We start from the raw sequence: 18,522 nt of genomic DNA, 5'->3' as shown, positions 1-18,522 counted from the left end.
CCCTCAGGCCATGGCCGGTTCCGCGCCCGAGGCGTCAGCGGCGAAGCCCAGCTCGTCCAGGGAGGCGCCGTTGGCCACGGCGTCGATGACCTCCACGGCCTCCTCCTCCGAGATCTCCAGCGCCAGGGCGACTTCAGCGGCCAGCGGTGCCTGGGCGGCGCGGAAGAGGTCCTTCTCGGCCATGGACAGGCCCTTGGTGTCGCGGCGGCGGCCCAGGTCCCGGACCACTTCAGCGATCTGCTCAAGCAGACCCGAGGCCACCCGCTCCTGGTTGGCCTTCATCCGGCGGGACCACTGCTTCTCCTCCACACCGGACGGCTCCTGCACGACCTCGAGGAGGGTGCGCAGGTGGGCCCGTCCGTAGACCTCACGGACGCCGATCTCCTCCACCTTGGACTCCGGGATGGACACCACCAGGTTGTTGCTCCGGATGGTGAGCTCAATGTAAGTCACCTCCGTCCCCTTGACGGTGCGCTGCGTACGATTCGTGACCGCCGCGGGACCGTGGTGGGGGTGAACAACAAGCTTGCCGGGGCTCAACTGCATGTATACGTCACTTTCCTTCGGTGCGAAGGCCTCCCCCAGCACCTGGCCCGTCCACGGGCCGGGTGCTTTCCGTGAGTTTGGCTGAACTCCATTTTCTCACAAATACGGGACAGCTGCCGCCCTATGCCCTAGGCTTCTCCCCCTTCGCCAGGACCACATGGGTAGTCCTCCCCATGGCGGCGACCCATCAGGGATTGTAGATTGCTCAGCGGAACGGCGGACGCCCTCCTTCTTCGGATCAGCACAATGGAGGGAACCCCAGTGGGACTGCCCGATTATGAGGTCAACGTGGAGAGGGCCCGCGAGGTCATCAGCAGCACCCGGGGCCATGTCCAGGACTTCGACGGACAGCGGACCACGTTGTCCACCGCCGTGCAGACAGCGGCCGGCACCGCCAACAGTTCGCTGATCATGGGAGCACTCCAAGAGGTCTACGACGGCTACCAGGGCAAGCTGGCCACAGTACTGGACCACACCGGCAACAACGTCGTCAATGAGGCGGACAAGATGGTGAACGCCTTCGTCACCGGCGACCAGCAGATGGCCGATACGGCTCGGACGGCCGCGGACGACGTCGCCAGTACGGAGGAGGAGGCACGATGACAGTTGACCTCAGCGGGCTCCCAGAGTTCCCGGACACGGCCGCCCTGCGCACCGACGCCACCGCCATCCACACTGCCGGCACGGCCTTCAAGACCACGGCCGACGACGCCCGGTCGTGCTGGCGGGAGATCGCCACCTGGGTGGTGGTTCCCGACGAGACGTCCCTGGTCAATGCCTTCGACAAGCCGCAGGAGATGGGCGAGGGCCTGGAGGGTAGCACGGACGTGGTCAAGCTGGCCCTCCACCAGTACTGCGATGACCTGGAGTCCATCAAGGGCGAGTACGACGCCGCGGTCTCCGGAGGCATGGCCTGCTATTCGGAGGAGTCCGACGCGCAGGAAGTCCAGGACGCGGTGAACGGCGTCGCCGAGAAGATGCTGCAGTTGGAGGAGGACTGCGCCAACAACATCAAGCATGCGGATCCGGGAGCCGCGCCGACCGTTCCATGGTCGTCCCCGTACGACGGCATGATCCGCGGAGCGGTCACGGAGGCCCTGGGCCAGTTGCGGGTGCCCACCTACGAGTTCCGCTTCTCCGCGGAGGTGCGGGTCCGCACACTCGACTATTCCCGGATCAACATCGCCCACGCCGACGGGACCATCATCCCGGCCGAACGCATCGTGCTGACGGAGACGACGATCCGCGCCGACGGCAGGGTCAGGGTCCCCGTGCCGACAGTCGAGACGCAGCGGTTCGGGAACCTGCCTGACGTCCCCGCCTGGGCACGGAAGGCCGGGAACTTCATCCCTGGCGTGGACTACGTCATCACCGGAGCCAACGCCTTCTCCCAGGAGTGGAACGACGACCTCGAGCAGCACCCTGAGATGAACTGGTGGGAACGCATGGGCTCTGCCGGACAGTCCGCGGGCCTGCGCCTGGCGGGCAACGCCCTCGGCAACATCATCGGTGGCGCCGGCGGCATCTTCGTCGGGGCCCTGGCCGGAGGTGCATCCCTCGGTTCCGCCGGGGCGGCAGCGGGAAGCGTGGTCCCCGTAGCAGGGACCATCGTCGGCGGTGGAGCCGGTCTCGCCGGAGGTGCAGCCGTCGGGGCCATCGCCGGCGGCTATGCCGGCGGCACGGCCGGTGGGCTGGCGGGCGAGAACCTCGGCGCGATGCTCGACAACGCGCTGGACGGCGAGGATGCGAGCTGGGGCACGGCCTGGGAGAAGGTCTGGGGCTGAGCCGCCGATCGCGGACGGACACGCGTTAGGCTTCCCCTACCCATGGAACCGATCTTCGTCTTCTTCCTCATCCTTCTTCCCCTCGTCGCCGCGGGCATGGTGGCCCTCACGTGGGGCGCCTACACCGGACGGACCAGGATCCTGTGGATCCGCGCGGTCCGGATCGTGATCGGGGGAAAGTACTGGTTCGTGCTGTCCCCCTCCATCCTCGTCCTGACCCTCGCTGCCATCATGGCGATGATCCTGCTCCGCGTGAGTCCGAGTACGGAGAATCTCATCACCAACCCGGGGAATCCGATCCACACCACGCTGCTCATCGTCCTGTGGGCCGGGCTGATCCTGGCCTTCGTGGCCTCCTACTGGCTCCCGGAACGCCTCAAGCCCGGTTGGGTGCGCCAGCTCGAAGCAGACGAACGAACCACTCAGCAGGACCGTGACAGGCAGGAAACCTGATGTCAGCATCCCGACGCCACGGCACCGAACGGCCGTGGTCCTCGGACCGGCTCGGCGGGTACGAATTCTCCGTCCCCTCCGGCTGGGAACATGCAGCGCAGTCCACGGCCGACGTCTCCGTCTTCACGGCGCCCGAGGGGACCGGTCAGGACTCGGACGGCCACCGGCCGAGCCTGGTGGCGACCCTCGAGACCTGCACCGTCACCACCGCTCAGTACTCCACCCAGGCGATGAGCGAGTTCATGGTCCAGCTGCCCCTGCTCCGCATCCTCGACGTGGACCTGTGGGCGCCGACCGGGCTGAACCCGACGTCCGGCCGGCGGCTCGAGTTCCTGCACACGGCACCAGGTTCCCTGGTGCACGTGACCCAGTACTTCGTGGTGCACGAGGGCACCGCGTTCGCCCTGACCCTCACCTGCTCGGAGCGGCAGCTGACCCGGTGGGACCAGATGGCCTGGGACCTGGGTGACCGGGTGCGCATCAACGGAGCCACGCGTCACGATGCCCCCGAGGGTCCGCGAGCACCCGTGCTCCCCCGCCTCGCCGAGGCGGCCTCCGTCCGGCACGGGGCACCGCTGGAGGCGCTCAGCGTCCTCGCCCCGGAGCAGCCCTTCCGCTCCGCAGGACCGGTGCTCACCGACGAGGCGGCCGGACTGCTGCTGCACCTGGCAGCGACCGGCGAGGGGCCGGCGTCGGGCTCTGACCTGGAGTCCAGCCCGTGGACCGAACTCGTCTCCGCCGGCTTGACGGAACCAGGCATCGGGCTCTCCCCGCAGGGCACCACGGTGACCGGACCGCTGCTCGAACCGGCCGGCCGGGCCACGCTGACCGCGCACCGGGACGGCAGGGAGACCCGGCTGACGCTGTTCCATGGCGCCGAGGGGCAGACCCTGCTACTGGCCCAGACGCCCGTCGGGTCCATAGGCTCCGACGGCCAGGGGATCCTCCACCCCACCCCGAATGGCACCCGAGTCGACTTCCTCCCCCTGTGGCGTCTGGCGGAGACCTGCGGCAGCTGGCTGGGCATCACCCCGGCATGGCGGACGGCGGTGGAGCAGGCACCGGTGCGGCTCGAGGACTTCGACCGCCGCGTCACGCAGCAGACGCCCTCGCCTGCGGGGCTTGATGCTGCCCTCCACGCCGCCTGGACCGAACCGTGGGTGGTGTGGCAGGCGGAGGGCGATGGCGGCCGGGTCACGTACCTGCATGCCGGCGAGGCCGGCCACTACCTCGTAGAGTCAGACGGGCTGGACCACGTCCTGCTGACCTCCGTCCCTGCGCGCAACATCCACCGGCACCTGTCCGCCCTGCTCGCCCCGGCGGGCGCCGGGATCGGCTACCGGGAACAGCCCCGGGACGGTTGACCGGCGAGAAGGTCCCCCTCCCCCGCCCCGCGACTGCCCTCCATCCCTTTGCTGTCCCCTATGCCCCCTGCGCCCGGAGGAACTCGAAGACCTCCACCTCGTCCACGCCGGGGAAGGCGCCGGCCGGCAGGGCGGCCAGCAGGTGCGCATTGGCGCGGGCGGCGGGCCAGGCGTGTCCACCCCAGTCGGCCTCCAGATCCGGTGAGGGCACCCGGCAGCACGTGGGATCCGGGCACCGGGACACGGAGCGCGAGGTGGTGTCCGCGCCACGGAACCAGCGGGCATGGTCGAAGGGCACGCCGATGGACAGGGAGTAGAACCCGGAGGAGTGCGCCTCCACCACGGCGGTGCACCAGTACGTTCCGGCCGGGGTGTCCGTGTACTGGTTGAAGGCCCGGAACCGGTCGGCCACGCCGAACACCTCGCGTGAGGTCCAGTTCCGGCACACCTGCTGCCCCTCGATGGCCCCGGTGTGGTCGGCGGGGAAGGAGACGCCGTCGTTCTCGTAGGCCTTGTGGATGATGCCGGACTCGTGGACCTTCTGGAAGTGGCACGTGATCCCGAGGTGCTCCGTCGCCAGGTTGGTGAACCGGTGCGCGGCGGACTCGTAGGAGACCCCGAAGGCGTCCCGCACATCCTCGATGGCCAGGTCCCGTTGGGTCTTGGCATTCTTCAGGAACTTCACCGTCTCCTTCTGCGGCATCATCAGGGCGGCCGCGAAGTAGTTGGTGTAGACGCGCTGGCGCAGGAAGTCCGAGTAGTCGGCGGGCTCCCCATGCCCGAGCACATAGGCGGCGATGGCCTGCAGCAGCACCGACCGCGGATCGTGATCCGGGTTGCGGGCCCGGGAGAGGTAGAACCGCCGGTTCTTCAGGTCCGTCACCGAGCGCGTGGAGTGCGGCAGGTTCGAGACGGAGTGCACCGAGAACCCCAGATAGTCGGCCAGGTCAGCGGCCGCATGATGACTGAGGGGCCCACCGGAATGCCCGACGGCGTCCAGCAGGTCCTGCGCCTTCCGTTCCAGTTCCGGGTAGTGGTTGTTGCGCTCCTTCATCTCCTGCCGCAGCTCGGAGTTCGCCCGCCGGGCCTCCTCCGGGGTGGCGGCCTGCTCCTCCATGCGCCGGTTCAGCTCCGCTTCCAGCCCGGCGATGACCTCCAGTACCGCCGTGGGGGTGCGTGGGGAGATCTTGATCTGCGGCAGCCCCAGGCTCGCATAGTGGTCAGTGCGCTGAGCCTTCTCCACCACGATCTCCAGGGCGGCCCGGCGGCTCGGGGCCTCGGATGCCAGCAGTTCCTCCACCGTGGTGCCGTGGAGACCGGCCAGCCTGGAGAGCAGGGATAGCCGGGGCTCCCGCTTGCCGTTCTCCACGAGGGACAGGTGGGAACCGGTGGCCCCCACGGCCTCGGCGGCCTGGTCCAGGGTCAGCCCGGCCTCCTTGCGCAGGTGGCGCAGGCGCCGGCCGAGCACCACCGGGTCAAGATCGGGGGTGACGGTGTGGGCACCGGCGGCCGTGGCAGCGGAGACAACAGAGGTAGCCGCAGTATCAGAGGCAGCGGAAGAAGTGAGCACCATCACGCCATAATAGTCAATTCAGCCTGCTTTTTGACTCACAACCGAGGAACTCGCGCCAAGATTCGCAACCAAGCCATACATCTTGACGATCATCAAGCCGGGAACCACGCTCTCCCCACACAGTCAATGACGTCGGCGCGGGCCCGTTCAGAGGTCCGCCAGCACCCCCACCGGGTTCTCGAAGCAGTCCGCGACGAACCGCAGGAATCCGCCGGCCGTCCCGCCGTCGCAGATCCGGTGGTCGAAGACCAGGGAGAGCTGCATGACCTTGCGCACGGCCAGCTCGCCGTCCACCACCCAGGCCCGGTCGATGATCCTTCCCATCCCGAGGATCGCGACCTCCGGGTGGTTGATGATCGCCGCGGATCCGTCGGTGCCGAATACCCCGTAGTTATTGATGGTGAACGTCCCGCCGGACAGGTCCCGCGGAGTCCCTCTGCCGGAGCGGGCCAGTTCGGTCATCCGGCGCAGCTCGGCATTCAGTTGCCGGGCGGTCATGGCGTGGGCGCCCCGGATGGCCGGCACCACCAGACCACGCTCGGTCTGCACCGCGAAGCCGAGGTTGATGCCGTCGAAGGACACGATCCGGTGCCCGCCCGCGCCGTCCTCCTCGAAGCGCTTCGCCAGCTCGGGGAATCGGGCCAGGCCTGCGAGCGCGAACCGGGCGGCGAAGGCCAGCAGCCCCGGCACTTCCTGGTCCCCGCGTGCCTTCAGTGACGTCCGCAGCTCCAGCAGCGGGGTGACGTCCACGTCCACCCAGATCGTGGCCTCGGGGATCTCGCGACGCGAGCGGGCCATGGCCGCGGCGGTCACCTTGCGCACCCCGGAGACCTGCTCGACGCCGGCCACCCCCAGTCCCGTGCGCGGGTCCAGTTCTTCCGTGGGTTCCGGAGCCCACGATCCCTCACCGGCCGCAGTCGGCTCGGCACCCGTCGTCTCCGTGGAGGCCGAGGAGGCAGAGGCGACAGAGGCGGCCGTCCCCGCGCCGGCGCGAGCCAGCACATCGGTGCGCAGGATCAGGCCGCCAGGCCCGGTTCCCCGCACGGTGGTGAGGTCCACTCCGTGCTCGCGGGCCAGCCGGCGCACGAGGGGGTTGACCACCCGTGGGGCCGGGCGAGACGGCTCGGGCGCCTCTGTCGGCGAGCCTGCGGCCGGTGACGCGACGGTCGACGACGCGACGACCGGAGAAGCCGCGGCAGCCTTGCGCCGCCGGGTACGGCCGGTCGCTGCACCACCGGGAGTGCCGTAGCCGATCAGGACGTTGCCGGAGCCGGCGTCGTCCGCCTCCCCTTCCTCCGCATTCGCCGCAGGCCGAACCGTGTCCGCCGCGCCGGGCGCCTGCCCCGAGACGGCTGCAGCCTCAGGCCGGACCCCGGCGCGTTCCTCTTCGCGGTAGGACTGGGCACCCTCGGCGGGCGCGGCCTCCGAACCACCGGCCACGCCGTCCTCGACGGAGACCAGAGGCCTGCCCACGTCCAGGGTGGTGCCGGCCTCGGCGTGCAGGGTCGCCACGGTGCCGCCGAAGGGGCTGGGCACCTCGACGAGCGACTTGGCGGTCTCGACCTCGACGATCGGCTGGTCCACGGCCACGGTGTCCCCGGCGTCCACCAGCCACCGGATGATGTCCGCCTCGGTCAGGCCCTCTCCCAGGTCCGGGAGCAGGAAGGTGCGGATGGTCATGTCAGTCCTCCCACTGCAGGTCGTCCACGGCGTCCAGGATGCGGTCCACCGAGGGCAGGAAATGGTGCTCCAGCTTCGGCGCCGGATAGGGGATGTCGAAACCGGTCACCCGCAGCACGGGCGCGGCCAGGGAGTGGAAGCAGCGCTGCTGCACCCGGGCGGCGATCTCCGCGGCCACGGAGGCGAAGCCCGTCTCCTCGGTGATGACCACGGCCCGGCCGGTCTTGGACACAGACGCGGCCACGGTGGCGTCGTCGAAGGGCACGATCGTGCGCACGTCCACCACCTCCAGCGAGCGACCCTCATCCTGGGCGGCGGCCGCCGCGGCCATCGCGGTGGGCAGGGACGGCCCGTAGGCGATCAGCGTCGCATCGGTCCCGGTCCGCGCGACGGCGGCCCCGCCGGATTCCAGCGCGGCCCACGGTCCGTCACCTGACTCGTACTGCTCCTTCAGAGCGTCCAGGTCGACCCGGTCCTTGGCGAAGTACAGCTTCTTGGGCTCCATGAAGACCACCGGGTCGTCCGAGTCGATGGCCGCCCGCAGCAGCAGGTAGGCGTCCGTCACGGTGGCCGGGGTGACGACCTTGAGCCCGGGGGTGTGCGCGTAATAGGCCTCCGAGGAATCGCAGTGGTGCTCCACTCCGCCAATGCCCCCGGCGTACGGGATGCGGATGACGATCGGCATGGCCACGGCTCCCCGGGTGCGGTTGCGCATCTTCGCCACGTGGGAGGCGATCTGCTCGAAGGCCGGGTAGGCGAAGGCGTCGAACTGCATCTCGATCACCGGCCGCATCCCGTTGATCGCCATGCCCACGGACATGCCGGCGATCCCGGATTCGGCCAACGGGGTGTCGAAGCACCGCTCCGTCCCGAAGCGCGCAGCCAGTCCGTCCGTGATGCGGAAGACCCCGCCGAGGGTGCCCACGTCCTCGCCGAACACCACGACGCCGGCATCGGCAGCCAGCGCATCGGCCAAGGCCGCGTTGAGGGCCTTGGCCATCGTCACCGGCCCCGTATGGATCGGAGCCGCCGGGGACTCGGGGCGCGGGCCCGGGACGCCCGCCCCGCCGGCCCGGGTGGTGGACTCACGGGCCGCGTCCACCGCGGTTTCCACGGCGTCGACTGAACCGGCGTCAGGGCCGGTGGTCTGGCGGGTGCTCATGATGCCTCCTCGCCGGCGAGTTCCTCGGACAGCTGGGCGGACTGCTCGGCCAGCTGCGGGGTGGGGACGGTGAAGACGTGGGCGAAGAGATCCTGCGGGTCGCCGGTGACCTCCTGGTTGAGGCCGTCCCGCAGCTCGGCGGCGACCTGCTCGGCCTCCTGCTCGAAGCGGGCCTGCAGCTCGTCAGCGAGGAGGCCGCGGCCGGTGAGGTAGGCACGCATCCGCTTCACCGGGTCCTTGGCCAGCCATTCCTGCACCTCCGCGTCCTCGCGGTACCGCGTGGCGTCGTCGGCGTTGGTGTGGGCCTGGATCCGGTAGGTCTGCGCCTCGACCAGCAGGGGACCCGCACCGCCGCGCACGAGTCGCACTCCGCGCTCGAGGACGGCGAGCAGCGCCACAAGGTCATTGCCGTCCACGCGCTCCCCCGCCATGCCGTAACCAACAGCTTTGTGCGCCAGCGACGGTGCGACCGTCTGGCGGGCCAGCGGCACGGAGATGGCGTACTGGTTGTTCTGGACGAAGAAGATCACCGGCAGGTGGAAGACGGCCGCGAAGTTCAGCGCCTCATGGAAGTCGCCCTCGCTCGTGGCCCCGTCCCCGCACAGGGCCACCACCACGGTGTCCTCGCCGCGCAGTCTCGCGGCATGCGCGGCCCCGACCGCGTGCAGCAACTGGGTGGTCAACGGTGTGGACTGGATGCCGACCTTGTGCTTTCCCGGATGGTAGCCACCGTGCCAGTCGCCGCGGAAGACCGTCATGGCCTCCACGGGCGGGACCCCACGGGAGATCACGGCCACGGTGTCCCGGTAGGTGGGGAACAACCAGTCGCCCTCCTCCAGGCAGGCCGCGACGGCGACCTGGCAGGCTTCCTGCCCGTGGCTGGAGGGATAGACCGCCATCCTCCCCTGGCGCACCAGGGCGGAGTTCTGATCGTTGATGCGCCGGCCCACCACGAGCCGGCGGTACGCCTCCAACAGGTCCTCGTCGGCTGGGACGGGGTAGTCATGTCCCGGTTCCGGGCCCGGGCCGGCACCCAGGAGCCGGCCCTCCGGGTCCACCATCTGGATCAGGTCGCGGGCCGGCAGCATGTAGTCCTCCGGCGTGATGCCGAAGCTGCGGGCGGCGTCGGTGATGCCGGTGCGGGTGTCCTCGCTCATCGTTCCTCCTGGGTCGTCGAATGCCGACCGTGGTCCACGTCACTGCGGTAGTCACTTTGTACCCACCAGTGTGGATCCAGCCGAGGGTTCGTCGCCGCCGCAGGGCGAGACTGTGGACGAATGGAGAGAATTGCCTATTCTGGTGGATGTTCTGCAACAGCGCACCGCTACTCTGAGTGAGGGATTCCATGGGCCCCGTACCCGCACCGATCGACTCCGTGGATGAGCAGATCCTGGCCGAGCTCACGAGGGACGGCCGGCAATCGGTGACCGCCCTGGCCCAGAGGGTGCACATCTCCCGCGCGCACGCCTACGCCAGGATCAACCGACTGCAGCAGGACGGCGTCATCACCCGCTACAGCGCGGTGGTGGACCCGGTCCGTGCGGGCCTGCGCTCCTCGGCCTACGTCACGCTGAAGCTGCGCCAGCACGGCTGGCGGGAGGTCAGGGAGACCCTCTCGAAGATCCCGGAGGTCTACCACGTCAGCCTCGTGGGCGGGAACTTCGATGTGCTGCTGCTGGTCCGGGCGCGGGACAACCTGGACCTGCGCCGGGTGGTCTTCGATCACATCCAGCCGCTGCCCGCGGTGCTGGACACCCAGACCTTCGTGATCTTCGAGGACGCGGACACCCGGTAGAGCACCGTCTCAGCGCCCTGTCCCGTGGCTCACAGCAGGGGGTGAAGTTGCCGACAAACCCCGCCATTCCGGGGATGGGTCGCCGTTGCCGGGCTTACCCTCGAAGAGTGAAACCGTCCGAAGCCTCCCGTCCCGTCACGCGCCGCAGCGCCCCGCGCCAAGGCCGTCGGACCGTCACTGCGGCCCCTCTCGGGTCGATGGGCGAGGACATCCTCCTGGCACGCCACGGGGACCAGATCATCCGCCTCCGTCAGGACGCGCGCACCGGCCAGACCGTCGCCACCCTGCGCGACGGCAGCTCGGATGCCGCCCCCAACCACCTCGACGGCGGTGCGAGCCACCTCAGCCCGGTGGACCGCACCGGCCTGCAACTGGCCGCCTTCGCCTCCGACCACCACGCCGAGTCCCGGCGGGAATTGCGGTTCCTGGCACGGTTGTCCGTGGTCTGGCTGCTCATCTCGGCAGTGTCCCTGGGCGCGATGGTGTGGTTCGCGGCCACGTTCATGGACCCGCAGGACCTCCAGGCCCTGATGACGGGCTATCTCGGACACCCGCCCGCCCAGGGACTTTGAGACAAGCCTGGGTAGGTGTTCAACGACCCTCCCGAAGTCGACGCAAAGCCCTGTGATGTGGGATCAGCGGGCCATGGGCGATCCGGCGACGCCGGTGAACTCCGGCTTGCGCTTCTCCTGGAAGGCGGCGAACCCCTCGGCGTAGTCGGCCGTGCCACACAGGTCGGCCTGCGCCTGGTTCTCCCAGGCCACGGATTCCCACAGACCCAGTCGCTGATCGCGCACCTGGGCCACGAGCTCCTTGGAGGCCAGGAAGGCACCGGTGGCACCGGTGGCGACCTTCGCCACGATGCCGCGGGTGTCCTCCAGCAGACTCTCGGCGGGCAGTGCCCGGGAGAAGAGTCCGGAGGCCACCGCCTCGGCGCCGCTGATCAGCTCCGCGGTGTAGATGAGGTCCAGGGTGCGGTGGGCGCCCAGCCGCTCGGTGAACAGCCAGTGTCCGCCGGAGTCCAGCGTGGCCCCCAGGTTCGCGAAGGGCGAGCCGATCTTGGCGTTCTCGGCCACGTAGACCACGTCCGTGGCGATCGCCAGCCCCAGGCCAACTCCGAGGCACGCGCCTTGCACCGCTGCGAAGGTCGGCGCCGGAAAGGCGCTCATCTTCTGCAACAGCGGGGTGACCTTCCCGCCGAGGTAGCCCAGGACATCGTCGTCGGCCGGGGTAACCCCGGAGATGTCCCGTCCGGCGCAGAACCCGCGGCCCTCGCCGCGCAGCAGCAGGGCGCGCACCTCACCGCGCGAGGCGGCGGCAGCGGCGTCGTCGTAGGCCTTCTCGAGGTCGGCGAGCGCCCCGGCATCGAGGGCGTTCATCTTCTCCGGGGCGTTGAGGACGACCTCGGCGATCCCGTCGGCCAGGTTCAGTTCGATCATGCGGTTCCTCCTAGGAGTCGTAGTTGACGACGAGCGTGTCCGAGGTCGGGTGGGACTGGCAGGTCAGCACATAGCCCTTCTCGACCTCATCCGGCTCGAGCGCGTAGTTCTCATCCATCTCCACGGTGCCCTCGACCACCTTGGCCCGGCACGTGCCGCACACGCCGCCGGCGCAGGCGAAGGGCACATCCTGGCGGACCCGCAGAGCGGCGTTGAGCACCGACTCGCGCTGCCCCTTGGGGGACTTCACCTCTCCCTGCAGTCCGTCCAAGGTGAAGGAGATCTGGAAATTCTCCCCCGCCTCGTCCACCTCCACGGGACGGCCGATGTTGCCCTCCGGACGGCCCTGCTGCGGGTCACCCGTGGTGAACAGCTCGTAGCGGACCTTGCCCGCGTCCACGTCCAGGGCGGTCAGCTCGTCCCGGACCAACTGGACCAGTTCGAACGGGCCGCAGAGGAACCACTCGTCCACCGTCTCCGGACGCATCACGGTTGACAACAGGGTGGAGAGCTTCTCGTGGTCGATCCGGCCGGACAGCAGCGGTGAGATGCGCTGTTCCCGGGTCAGCACGTGGTGCAGGGCGAAACGGGAGGGGTAGCGGTCCTTGAGGTCGGCCAGCTCCTCCAGGAACATCACGTCCATGGCGGCCCGGTTGGAGTACACCAGGTCGAAGCGGACCTGGTCATTGGACGCCAGCACCGTGCGGGCGATCGCGATGACCGGGGTGATGCCGGATCCGGCGGCCACCGCCACGAAAGTGTGCTCGGTGTCCGTGTCGATCGACTCCGGGTCGTTCAGCTCGGTCATCCGGTGCTGGGAGATGAACGCACCGGCGGGGCTCATCACGTCGATGGTGTCCCCCGCCACCAGGTGCTCATTGGCCCAGCTGGAGAAGAGCCCGCCGAGGTCCCGCTTGATGGCCACCCGGACCTCCCCCGGCCGCGGCTCGGCACAGATCGAGTAGCTGCGGCGCACCTCATGCAGCATGCCGTCCTCGTCCGGCAACTCCTTGCGCAGGGCCACGTATTGGCCTGGCGCATAGTCGTAGTCGTCCACCAGCTCCTCGGGCACCGCGAAGGTGACCTCGACGGCGTCGGCGGTCAGCCGGCGGACTCCGGCCACCTCGAGGGGGTGGAAGGTGGCGCGGCGGCGTGCGGGGGCGGTTTCCGTGGCGGTTGCGGTCATGAGAGCACCTTGAAGTAGTCGAAGGGTTCCAGGCAGTCCCGGCAGGAGTACAGGGCCTTGCAGGAGGTGGAACCGAAGCGGGCGAGTTCACGGGTGTTCAGCGAATGGCAGTGCGGGCACTTCACGGCCAGGCCGAGGGTCACGGTGCCCCGGTGGCCGGTCCCGGTGGGCGGCGCGATGCCGTACTCCTCGAGCTTGGCCTTGCCCTCATCCGTCATCCAGTCGGTGGACCAGGCTGGGGACAGCACCAGGTCCACGCGGACCTTCTCGTAGCCGGCCGCGGTGAACTCCTGCTCTAGATCCTGCCGGATGGCGTCCATGGCCGGGCACCCCGAATAGGTCGGGGTGATGGTCACGACGACGGCGCCGTCACCGTCCTGCTCGACGTCCCGCAGGATGCCCAGGTCGGCGATGGTCAGCACTGGGATCTCCGGGTCGGTGACCCGGGCCGCGATCTCGTGCAGGGATTCGATGGTGGTGGCGGGTGCCATGGTGCTCCTCCTGTCGTCTACCAGGTGGCGCCGGGATGCTTGCGGGCGAGCACCTGCATCTCGGCAAGGATGTATCCCAGGTGCTCGGAGTGTTCGCCGCGGCGGCCGAGGCACAGGGCCGCGGGAATCTCCGGGAGGGCCAGTTCGGACCGGTCGAGGATGTCCCGCAGCCGGTCGTCCCATTCCGCACGCAACGTGGAGGGGCGCACGGCGACGCCCTCGAGCTCCTCGTGCAGTGGTTCGTCCTGGAACAGCTCTGCGGTGTAGGGCCAGAGCTTGTCCAGGGCGCGGCGCATCCGGCGGGACGACTCCTCGGTGCCCCGGCCGAGGCGCAGGGTCCACAGTTCGGCATGCTCCAGGTGGTAGTCGACCTCCTTGAGCGCCTTGGCGGAGATGGCGGCGATGGTCTCGTCAGCCGAGTGCGCCAGCCGGGCGTAGAGCTGGTGCTGGTAGAGGGCCATGAACAGGCCGCGCACCATCGTCTCGGCGAAATCACCGTTGGGCTGCTCCACCAGATGCACGGAGGTGAACTCCTCCTCCTCACGGAAGTAGGCCAGGTCGTCCTCCGTCTGGCCCCAGGCCTTGCCGGCGTAGCTGAGGAAGGAGCGGGCGTGGCCCAGCTGGTCGAGGGCGATGTTGCCCAAGGCGACGTCCTCCTCCAACTCGGGTCCGCGTGAGATCCAGTGCGAGAGCCGTTGGGCGAGGATGAGGGCATCGTCGCCCAGATGGAGCGCATACCGGGCGACGGCGTCACCGGCGGGGGCCATCTGCTGCAGGGCGATGTCCTCGGGACGCAGGGCGTTACCGGGGGTGACCCGCGTGGCCGACGCCGCGGCGTCGCCGAAGCTGTCCAGGCTATGATCCGGCAGGTGGCCGGTGGAGGTGCCGCTCACAGATGCTTCACCCCTTCGCTTTCCTTGTAGTACGTGGCGTGGCGGTAGTCCTTGCCTTGGGGCGATTCGAACATCATGTCCCTGGCATCCGGGTCCGAGGTGATGATGTCCGCGGAGCGGACCACCCAGAGGGAGACGCCCTCGTTGCGCCGGGTGTAGAGATCCCGCGCGTTGCGGACGGCCATCTCCGCGTCCGGCGCGTGGAGCGAACCGGCGTGCACATGGGACAGGCCCCGCGAGGAGCGCACGAAGACCTCCCAGAGGGGCCAGCCGGCCGACGTCGGGGGCTTGGGGGCACCCTGACTGGGCTGGTTGCTCTGACTGTTCTGCTTGCTCTCGCCGTCCTGGCCGATCACGGTGCTGCTCATGTTCAGGCCACCTCTGCCGTCTGGTCCTGCCGGTTCTGCTCATCCTGTTGCCTCTGGGCGAAGGCGGTTGCGGCCTCACGGACCCAGGCCCCGTCCTCGTGGGCCTCCCGACGGCGGGCCAGCCGCTGGGCGTTGCAGGGTCCACCCCCGGAGACCACGCGCTTGAACTCGTCCCAGTCCAGCTCCATGTGCAGCCATTGGCCGGATTCCTCGTCGTAGCGCAGGTCCGGATCCGGCAGGCTCAGGCCGAGGACTTTGACCTGTTCCACGATCATGCCGACGAACCGCTGGCGCAGGTCATCGTTGGAGAAGCGCTTGATGTTCCACGCCATGGACTGCTGCGAGTTCGGCGAGTCCTGGTCCGAGGGCCCGAACATCATCAGCGCCGGGGCGTAGAAACGGTTGATGGCGTCCTGGGCCATCTTCCGCTGGGCCTCGGTGCCGCGGGACAGTTCCAGCAGGATCTCGAATCCCTGGCGCTGGTGGAAGGACTCCTCCTTGCAGATGCGCACCATGGCCCGGCCGTAGGGACCGTAGGAGGCACGGCACAGCGGCACCTGGTTGGCGATGGCCGCGCCGTCGACGAGCCAGCCGATGGCACCCATGTCCGCCCACGTGCGGGCGGGGTAGTTGAAGATCGAGGAATATTTGGCGCGTCCGGTCAGCAGTTGATCGTTCAGGGTGTCCCGGTCGGTTCCGAGGGTCTCGGTGGCCGAGTACAGGTAGAGCCCATGGCCGGCCTCGTCCTGCACCTTGGCCATGAGGATGGCCTTGCGCTTGAGGCTGGGGGCTCGGGTGATCCAGTTGGCCTCCGGTTGCATCCCGATGATCTCGGAGTGGGCGTGCTGGGACATCTGCCGGGTCAATGACTTGCGGTAGGCCTCGGGCATCCAGTCCCGGGGCTCGATGCGGGAGTCATCCGCGATGATCGCGTCGAACCGGCGCTCGCCCTCGATGTCCTGCGGTGTCCGGACGGCGGCCAGGCGCCCGCCGGAGCTCTTGTGTTCGGCCATGGTGACCACCTCATTCTCGGATTCGCCGTGTGCGGTGCGGCGGATGTCGTCTCATCAGTGCCACAGGGGCATGGTCGGGAGCCGACGTATTTACCGACCGTTCGTTCAGTATATAGGCATCGACTCGCCGTTCGTCAACACGCGGCCTACGCTGACCGCGACCCGGAACTTGACCCAGGTCACAGATTGAGATTACCTAATGATCGTTCAGTAGATAATGATTGGAGCGCCATGACCACCACGGAGAAGGCCCCGCAAGCACCGTCACGGCTCGGCGACTGGCACGCCATCCTCCAGAACGATCCGGCCAGCGAGTGGATGGGCATCGAGGTGGAGGCGATCGCCGATGGGCACGCCGTCATCACCATGACGCTGCGCCAGGAGATGCTGAACGGCTTCGGCATCGCCCACGGGGGCATGGTGTTCGCCCTGGCCGACTCGGCCTTCGCGCTGGCGTGCAACCCGGCCGAGGGCTCGGACGAGACGGTCACCGTGGCCTCAGGCGTGGACATGAACTTCCTCAGGCCCGGCATCCCGGGGCGGCTACTGACGGCGGTGGCCGATCGGCGCCAGCAGAACGGCCGCAGCGGGCTCTACGACATCCAGGTCCGCCAGTCCCTGCCGGAGGGCGGCACCGAGGTCATCGCGGAGTTCCGCGGGCGGTCCCGCACCATCCCCAAGCGCTGAAGCGAAGCTCTGAACCGAAGCCCGCGTCAGCACCTCTCAGCCGTCAGCCCTCAACGCCCCCAACACCACCGCACACATTAAGGCTTCCGACGATGACCGAGACCCTCTCCATGACCGACGCGACCCTCGGGCTGGATCCTGAGGAGACGATGAGCCGCGACCAGATCGAGGCACTGCAGCTCAAGCGACTCCAGGACACGATTGCCTACGCCTATGAGCGAGTCCCGCTCTACCGCGAGAAGTACGACTCCGCCGGGGTTCACCCCAGTGACCTGAAAGAGCTCTCGGACCTGGCGATGTTCCCCTTCACGGACAAGGAGGACCTGCGCCGCTCCTACCCCTTCGGCATGTTCGCCGTTCCGCAGGAGCAGGTGGCCCGCATCCACGCCTCCTCCGGCACCACCGGCCGCGCCACCGTGGTCGGCTACACGCAGCAGGATCTGGACGACTGGGCCAAACTGGGGGCCCGCTGCCTCCGGATCGCCGGAGTCACCCCGGGCATGAAGGTCCACAACGCCTACGGTTACGGCCTCTTCACCGGCGGCCTGGGAGCCCACGGGGCCGCCGAACGCCTCGGCACCACCGTCATTCCGATGTCCGGTGGGCAGACCGAGAAGCAGATCACGCTGATCCAGGACTTCCAGCCGGATGCCATCCTGTGCACCCCCACCTACCTGCTGACGATCGGCGATGCCATGCAGCGCGCCGGGCTCGACCCGCGCAAGACCTCGCTGAAGGTCGGCGTGCTCGGCGCCGAACCGTGGACCGAGGAGATGCGCCACGAGCTGGAGGAGATGTTCGCCATCGACGCCTGTGACATCTACGGCCTCTCCGAGGTCATGGGCCCCGGGGTGGCCGGGGAATCCGGGCAGACGAAGGACGGCTGCCACATCTGGGAGGACCATTTCCGCCCGGAGATCGTGGACGCCTTCGACGACACCAAGGTCCTCGGGGACGGCGAGCACGGTGAGATCGTGTTCACGGCACTGACCAAGCAGGCCCTGCCCATCATCCGCTACCGCACCCACGACCTGACCCGGCTGTTGCCCGGCACCGCCCGCCCGGGCCACCGGCGGATGGGCCGGATCACCGGGCGCTCGGATGACATGATCATCCTGCGCGGCGTGAACCTGTTCCCCAGCCAGATCGAGGAACTCGCCCTCACCGTCGCCGGCCTGTCCCCGCATTTCCAGTTGGAGATCACCCGTCCCGGCCGGATGGACGAACTTGCGGTGAAGATCGAGCGCCGGGATGACTGCACCGCGGATCGGGCGCTGGTCGCCGCCGGGGAGTTGCAGAAGCTCATCAAGATCCATGTGGGCTCGAGCTGCCGCATCGACGTCGTGGACCCGGAGGCCCTGCCCCGGTCCGTGGGTAAGCTGAAGCGGATCCACGACCTGCGCACGCCCTGAGTCCGCAGGACCATAGGACCGTGTAGGACCATCCACCCGCGCCGATCAGGAGACCTGACATGACGACCGCTTCCGCCGTGCCGAAGTCCCCCCGGCGGGGCCGGCCCGGCTATGACCAGGACTCGGTGCTGGAGATCGCCGTCCAGGTGTTCAACCGCCATGGCTATGACGCCACCTCCATGGGGATGCTCGCCGTGGAGCTCGGGGTCAGCAAGTCGGCGATCTACCACCACGTGCCCTCGAAGGGGGACCTGCTGCGGCTGGCCCTGGACGAGGCCCTGGTCCCCCTGGAATCCATCGGCGAGGACGAGCGTGCCCAGAAGGGCGGCACCATCGAGCGCCTCGAGTTCATCCTGCGCTCGACCATCCGCGTCCTCATCGACCGCCAGCCCTACGTGACCCTGCTGCTGCGCTTGCGCGGTAACACCGAGATCGAGCGTGACGCCCTGCAGCGCCGCCGCACGGTGGACCACAAGATCGTGGACCTCGTGGTGGCTGCCCAGGCCGAGGGCAAGGTGCGCAGCGATGTGGAGCCGCGCACCACCACCCGGTTGATGTTCGGCATGATCAACTCCCTGGTGGAGTGGTACCGCCCGGACGGGCCCGTCTCCCCCGCGCAGGTCGAGGAGAACGCGATCGCCATGATCGTGGACGGGCTGCGCGCCCGCGCCTGACC

At 68.9% G+C, this 18,522-nt stretch carries 20 protein-coding genes; 9 read left to right on the top strand and 11 right to left on the bottom strand.

Going from position 1 to position 18,522, the window contains the following annotated elements:
• Window positions 1-3 precede the first annotated feature (3 nt).
• Window positions 4-546 (bottom strand): CarD family transcriptional regulator, encoded by a 543-nt coding sequence (locus BOSE125_RS00595; RefSeq protein ID WP_159548619.1) that lies wholly within the window; start codon window positions 544-546, stop codon window positions 4-6.
• A 246-nt stretch (window positions 547-792) separates the two neighbouring features.
• Between BOSE125_RS00595 and BOSE125_RS00590 the strand changes: the two genes are divergently transcribed.
• The 4 genes from BOSE125_RS00590 to BOSE125_RS00575 are packed head-to-tail and all read left to right on the top strand — an operon-like array spanning window position 793 to window position 4,147.
• Complete coding sequence (locus tag BOSE125_RS00590) at window positions 793-1,149, top strand: DUF6507 family protein (protein ID WP_159548616.1); 357 nt, start codon at window positions 793-795, stop codon at window positions 1,147-1,149.
• Window positions 1,146-2,330, top strand: coding sequence for a hypothetical protein (locus tag BOSE125_RS00585; protein WP_159548613.1), 1,185 nt, complete (start codon window positions 1,146-1,148; stop codon window positions 2,328-2,330). The genes BOSE125_RS00590 and BOSE125_RS00585 overlap by 4 nt, the downstream gene beginning before the upstream one ends.
• A 42-nt stretch (window positions 2,331-2,372) precedes the next feature.
• Window positions 2,373-2,783 (top strand): hypothetical protein, encoded by a 411-nt coding sequence (locus tag BOSE125_RS00580; protein WP_159548610.1) that lies wholly within the window; start codon window positions 2,373-2,375, stop codon window positions 2,781-2,783.
• A complete protein-coding gene (locus BOSE125_RS00575; protein WP_159548607.1) occupies window positions 2,783-4,147 on the top strand; it encodes a hypothetical protein in 1,365 nt (454 codons plus the stop codon). The genes BOSE125_RS00580 and BOSE125_RS00575 overlap by 1 nt, the downstream gene beginning before the upstream one ends.
• A gap of 58 nt (window positions 4,148-4,205) precedes the next feature.
• Here BOSE125_RS00575 and BOSE125_RS00570 read toward each other — a convergent pair whose 3' ends face one another.
• The 4 genes from BOSE125_RS00570 to BOSE125_RS00555 form a co-directional block, all read right to left on the bottom strand.
• Window positions 4,206-5,720 (bottom strand): helix-turn-helix transcriptional regulator, encoded by a 1,515-nt coding sequence (locus tag BOSE125_RS00570; protein ID WP_236557746.1) that lies wholly within the window; start codon window positions 5,718-5,720, stop codon window positions 4,206-4,208.
• Window positions 5,721-5,867: 147 nt separating this feature from the next.
• Complete coding sequence (locus BOSE125_RS00565; protein WP_159548604.1) at window positions 5,868-7,400, bottom strand: dihydrolipoamide acetyltransferase family protein; 1,533 nt, start codon at window positions 7,398-7,400, stop codon at window positions 5,868-5,870.
• A 1-nt stretch (window position 7,401) separates the two neighbouring features.
• Window positions 7,402-8,562 carry an alpha-ketoacid dehydrogenase subunit beta gene (locus tag BOSE125_RS00560; RefSeq protein WP_159548602.1) on the bottom strand — a complete coding sequence of 387 codons (1,161 nt, stop codon included), beginning with the start codon at window positions 8,560-8,562 and terminating at the stop codon, window positions 7,402-7,404.
• Complete coding sequence (locus tag BOSE125_RS00555; protein ID WP_159548599.1) at window positions 8,559-9,719, bottom strand: thiamine pyrophosphate-dependent dehydrogenase E1 component subunit alpha; 1,161 nt, start codon at window positions 9,717-9,719, stop codon at window positions 8,559-8,561. The genes BOSE125_RS00560 and BOSE125_RS00555 overlap by 4 nt, the downstream gene beginning before the upstream one ends.
• Window positions 9,720-9,907: 188 nt before the next feature.
• On the opposite strand from BOSE125_RS00555, the gene BOSE125_RS00550 reads away from it, so the two are divergent.
• Complete coding sequence (locus BOSE125_RS00550; protein ID WP_159548596.1) at window positions 9,908-10,357, top strand: Lrp/AsnC family transcriptional regulator; 450 nt, start codon at window positions 9,908-9,910, stop codon at window positions 10,355-10,357.
• 107 nt (window positions 10,358-10,464) lie between these two features.
• The gene (locus BOSE125_RS00545; RefSeq protein ID WP_159548593.1) at window positions 10,465-10,929 is read left to right on the top strand and encodes a hypothetical protein; all 465 of its coding nucleotides are present in this window, start codon (window positions 10,465-10,467) and stop codon (window positions 10,927-10,929) included.
• Between the two features lie 63 nt (window positions 10,930-10,992).
• Here BOSE125_RS00545 and BOSE125_RS00540 read toward each other — a convergent pair whose 3' ends face one another.
• The 6 genes from BOSE125_RS00540 to paaA are packed head-to-tail and all read right to left on the bottom strand — an operon-like array spanning window position 10,993 to window position 15,747.
• Window positions 10,993-11,796, bottom strand: coding sequence for an enoyl-CoA hydratase/isomerase family protein (locus tag BOSE125_RS00540; RefSeq protein WP_159548590.1), 804 nt, complete (start codon window positions 11,794-11,796; stop codon window positions 10,993-10,995).
• A gap of 10 nt (window positions 11,797-11,806) precedes the next feature.
• Entirely contained in the window at window positions 11,807-12,982 is a 1,176-nt protein-coding gene (gene paaE, locus BOSE125_RS00535) for a 1,2-phenylacetyl-CoA epoxidase subunit PaaE (RefSeq protein WP_159548587.1), read from the bottom strand.
• Window positions 12,979-13,473, bottom strand: a complete 495-nt coding sequence (gene paaD, locus BOSE125_RS00530; RefSeq protein WP_159548584.1) for a 1,2-phenylacetyl-CoA epoxidase subunit PaaD — start codon at window positions 13,471-13,473, stop codon at window positions 12,979-12,981. The genes paaE and paaD overlap by 4 nt, the downstream gene beginning before the upstream one ends.
• A gap of 17 nt (window positions 13,474-13,490) precedes the next feature.
• Entirely contained in the window at window positions 13,491-14,366 is an 876-nt protein-coding gene (gene paaC / locus BOSE125_RS00525) for a 1,2-phenylacetyl-CoA epoxidase subunit PaaC (protein ID WP_236557745.1), read from the bottom strand.
• Window positions 14,363-14,734 carry a 1,2-phenylacetyl-CoA epoxidase subunit PaaB gene (gene paaB, locus BOSE125_RS00520; RefSeq protein WP_256375968.1) on the bottom strand — a complete coding sequence of 124 codons (372 nt, stop codon included), beginning with the start codon at window positions 14,732-14,734 and terminating at the stop codon, window positions 14,363-14,365. The genes paaC and paaB overlap by 4 nt, the downstream gene beginning before the upstream one ends.
• A gap of 2 nt (window positions 14,735-14,736) precedes the next feature.
• Complete coding sequence (paaA, locus tag BOSE125_RS00515) at window positions 14,737-15,747, bottom strand: 1,2-phenylacetyl-CoA epoxidase subunit PaaA (RefSeq protein ID WP_159548581.1); 1,011 nt, start codon at window positions 15,745-15,747, stop codon at window positions 14,737-14,739.
• 231 nt (window positions 15,748-15,978) lie between these two features.
• Between paaA and paaI the strand changes: the two genes are divergently transcribed.
• The 3 genes from paaI to BOSE125_RS00500 all read left to right on the top strand — a co-directional run bounded on the left by paaI (window position 15,979) and on the right by BOSE125_RS00500 (window position 18,520).
• A complete protein-coding gene (gene paaI, locus BOSE125_RS00510) occupies window positions 15,979-16,434 on the top strand; it encodes a hydroxyphenylacetyl-CoA thioesterase PaaI (protein WP_159548578.1) in 456 nt (151 codons plus the stop codon).
• 92 nt (window positions 16,435-16,526) lie between these two features.
• Window positions 16,527-17,846, top strand: a complete 1,320-nt coding sequence (locus BOSE125_RS00505; protein ID WP_159548575.1) for an AMP-binding protein — start codon at window positions 16,527-16,529, stop codon at window positions 17,844-17,846.
• A 59-nt stretch (window positions 17,847-17,905) separates the two neighbouring features.
• A complete protein-coding gene (locus tag BOSE125_RS00500; protein WP_159548572.1) occupies window positions 17,906-18,520 on the top strand; it encodes a TetR/AcrR family transcriptional regulator in 615 nt (204 codons plus the stop codon).
• Window positions 18,521-18,522 lie beyond the last annotated feature (2 nt).

Source organism: Citricoccus sp. K5 (genome assembly GCF_902506195.1).
In the GTDB taxonomy this organism is placed as follows: Bacteria; Actinomycetota; Actinomycetes; order Actinomycetales; family Micrococcaceae; genus Citricoccus.
This window is presented reverse-complemented; position numbering and strand designations above follow the sequence as displayed.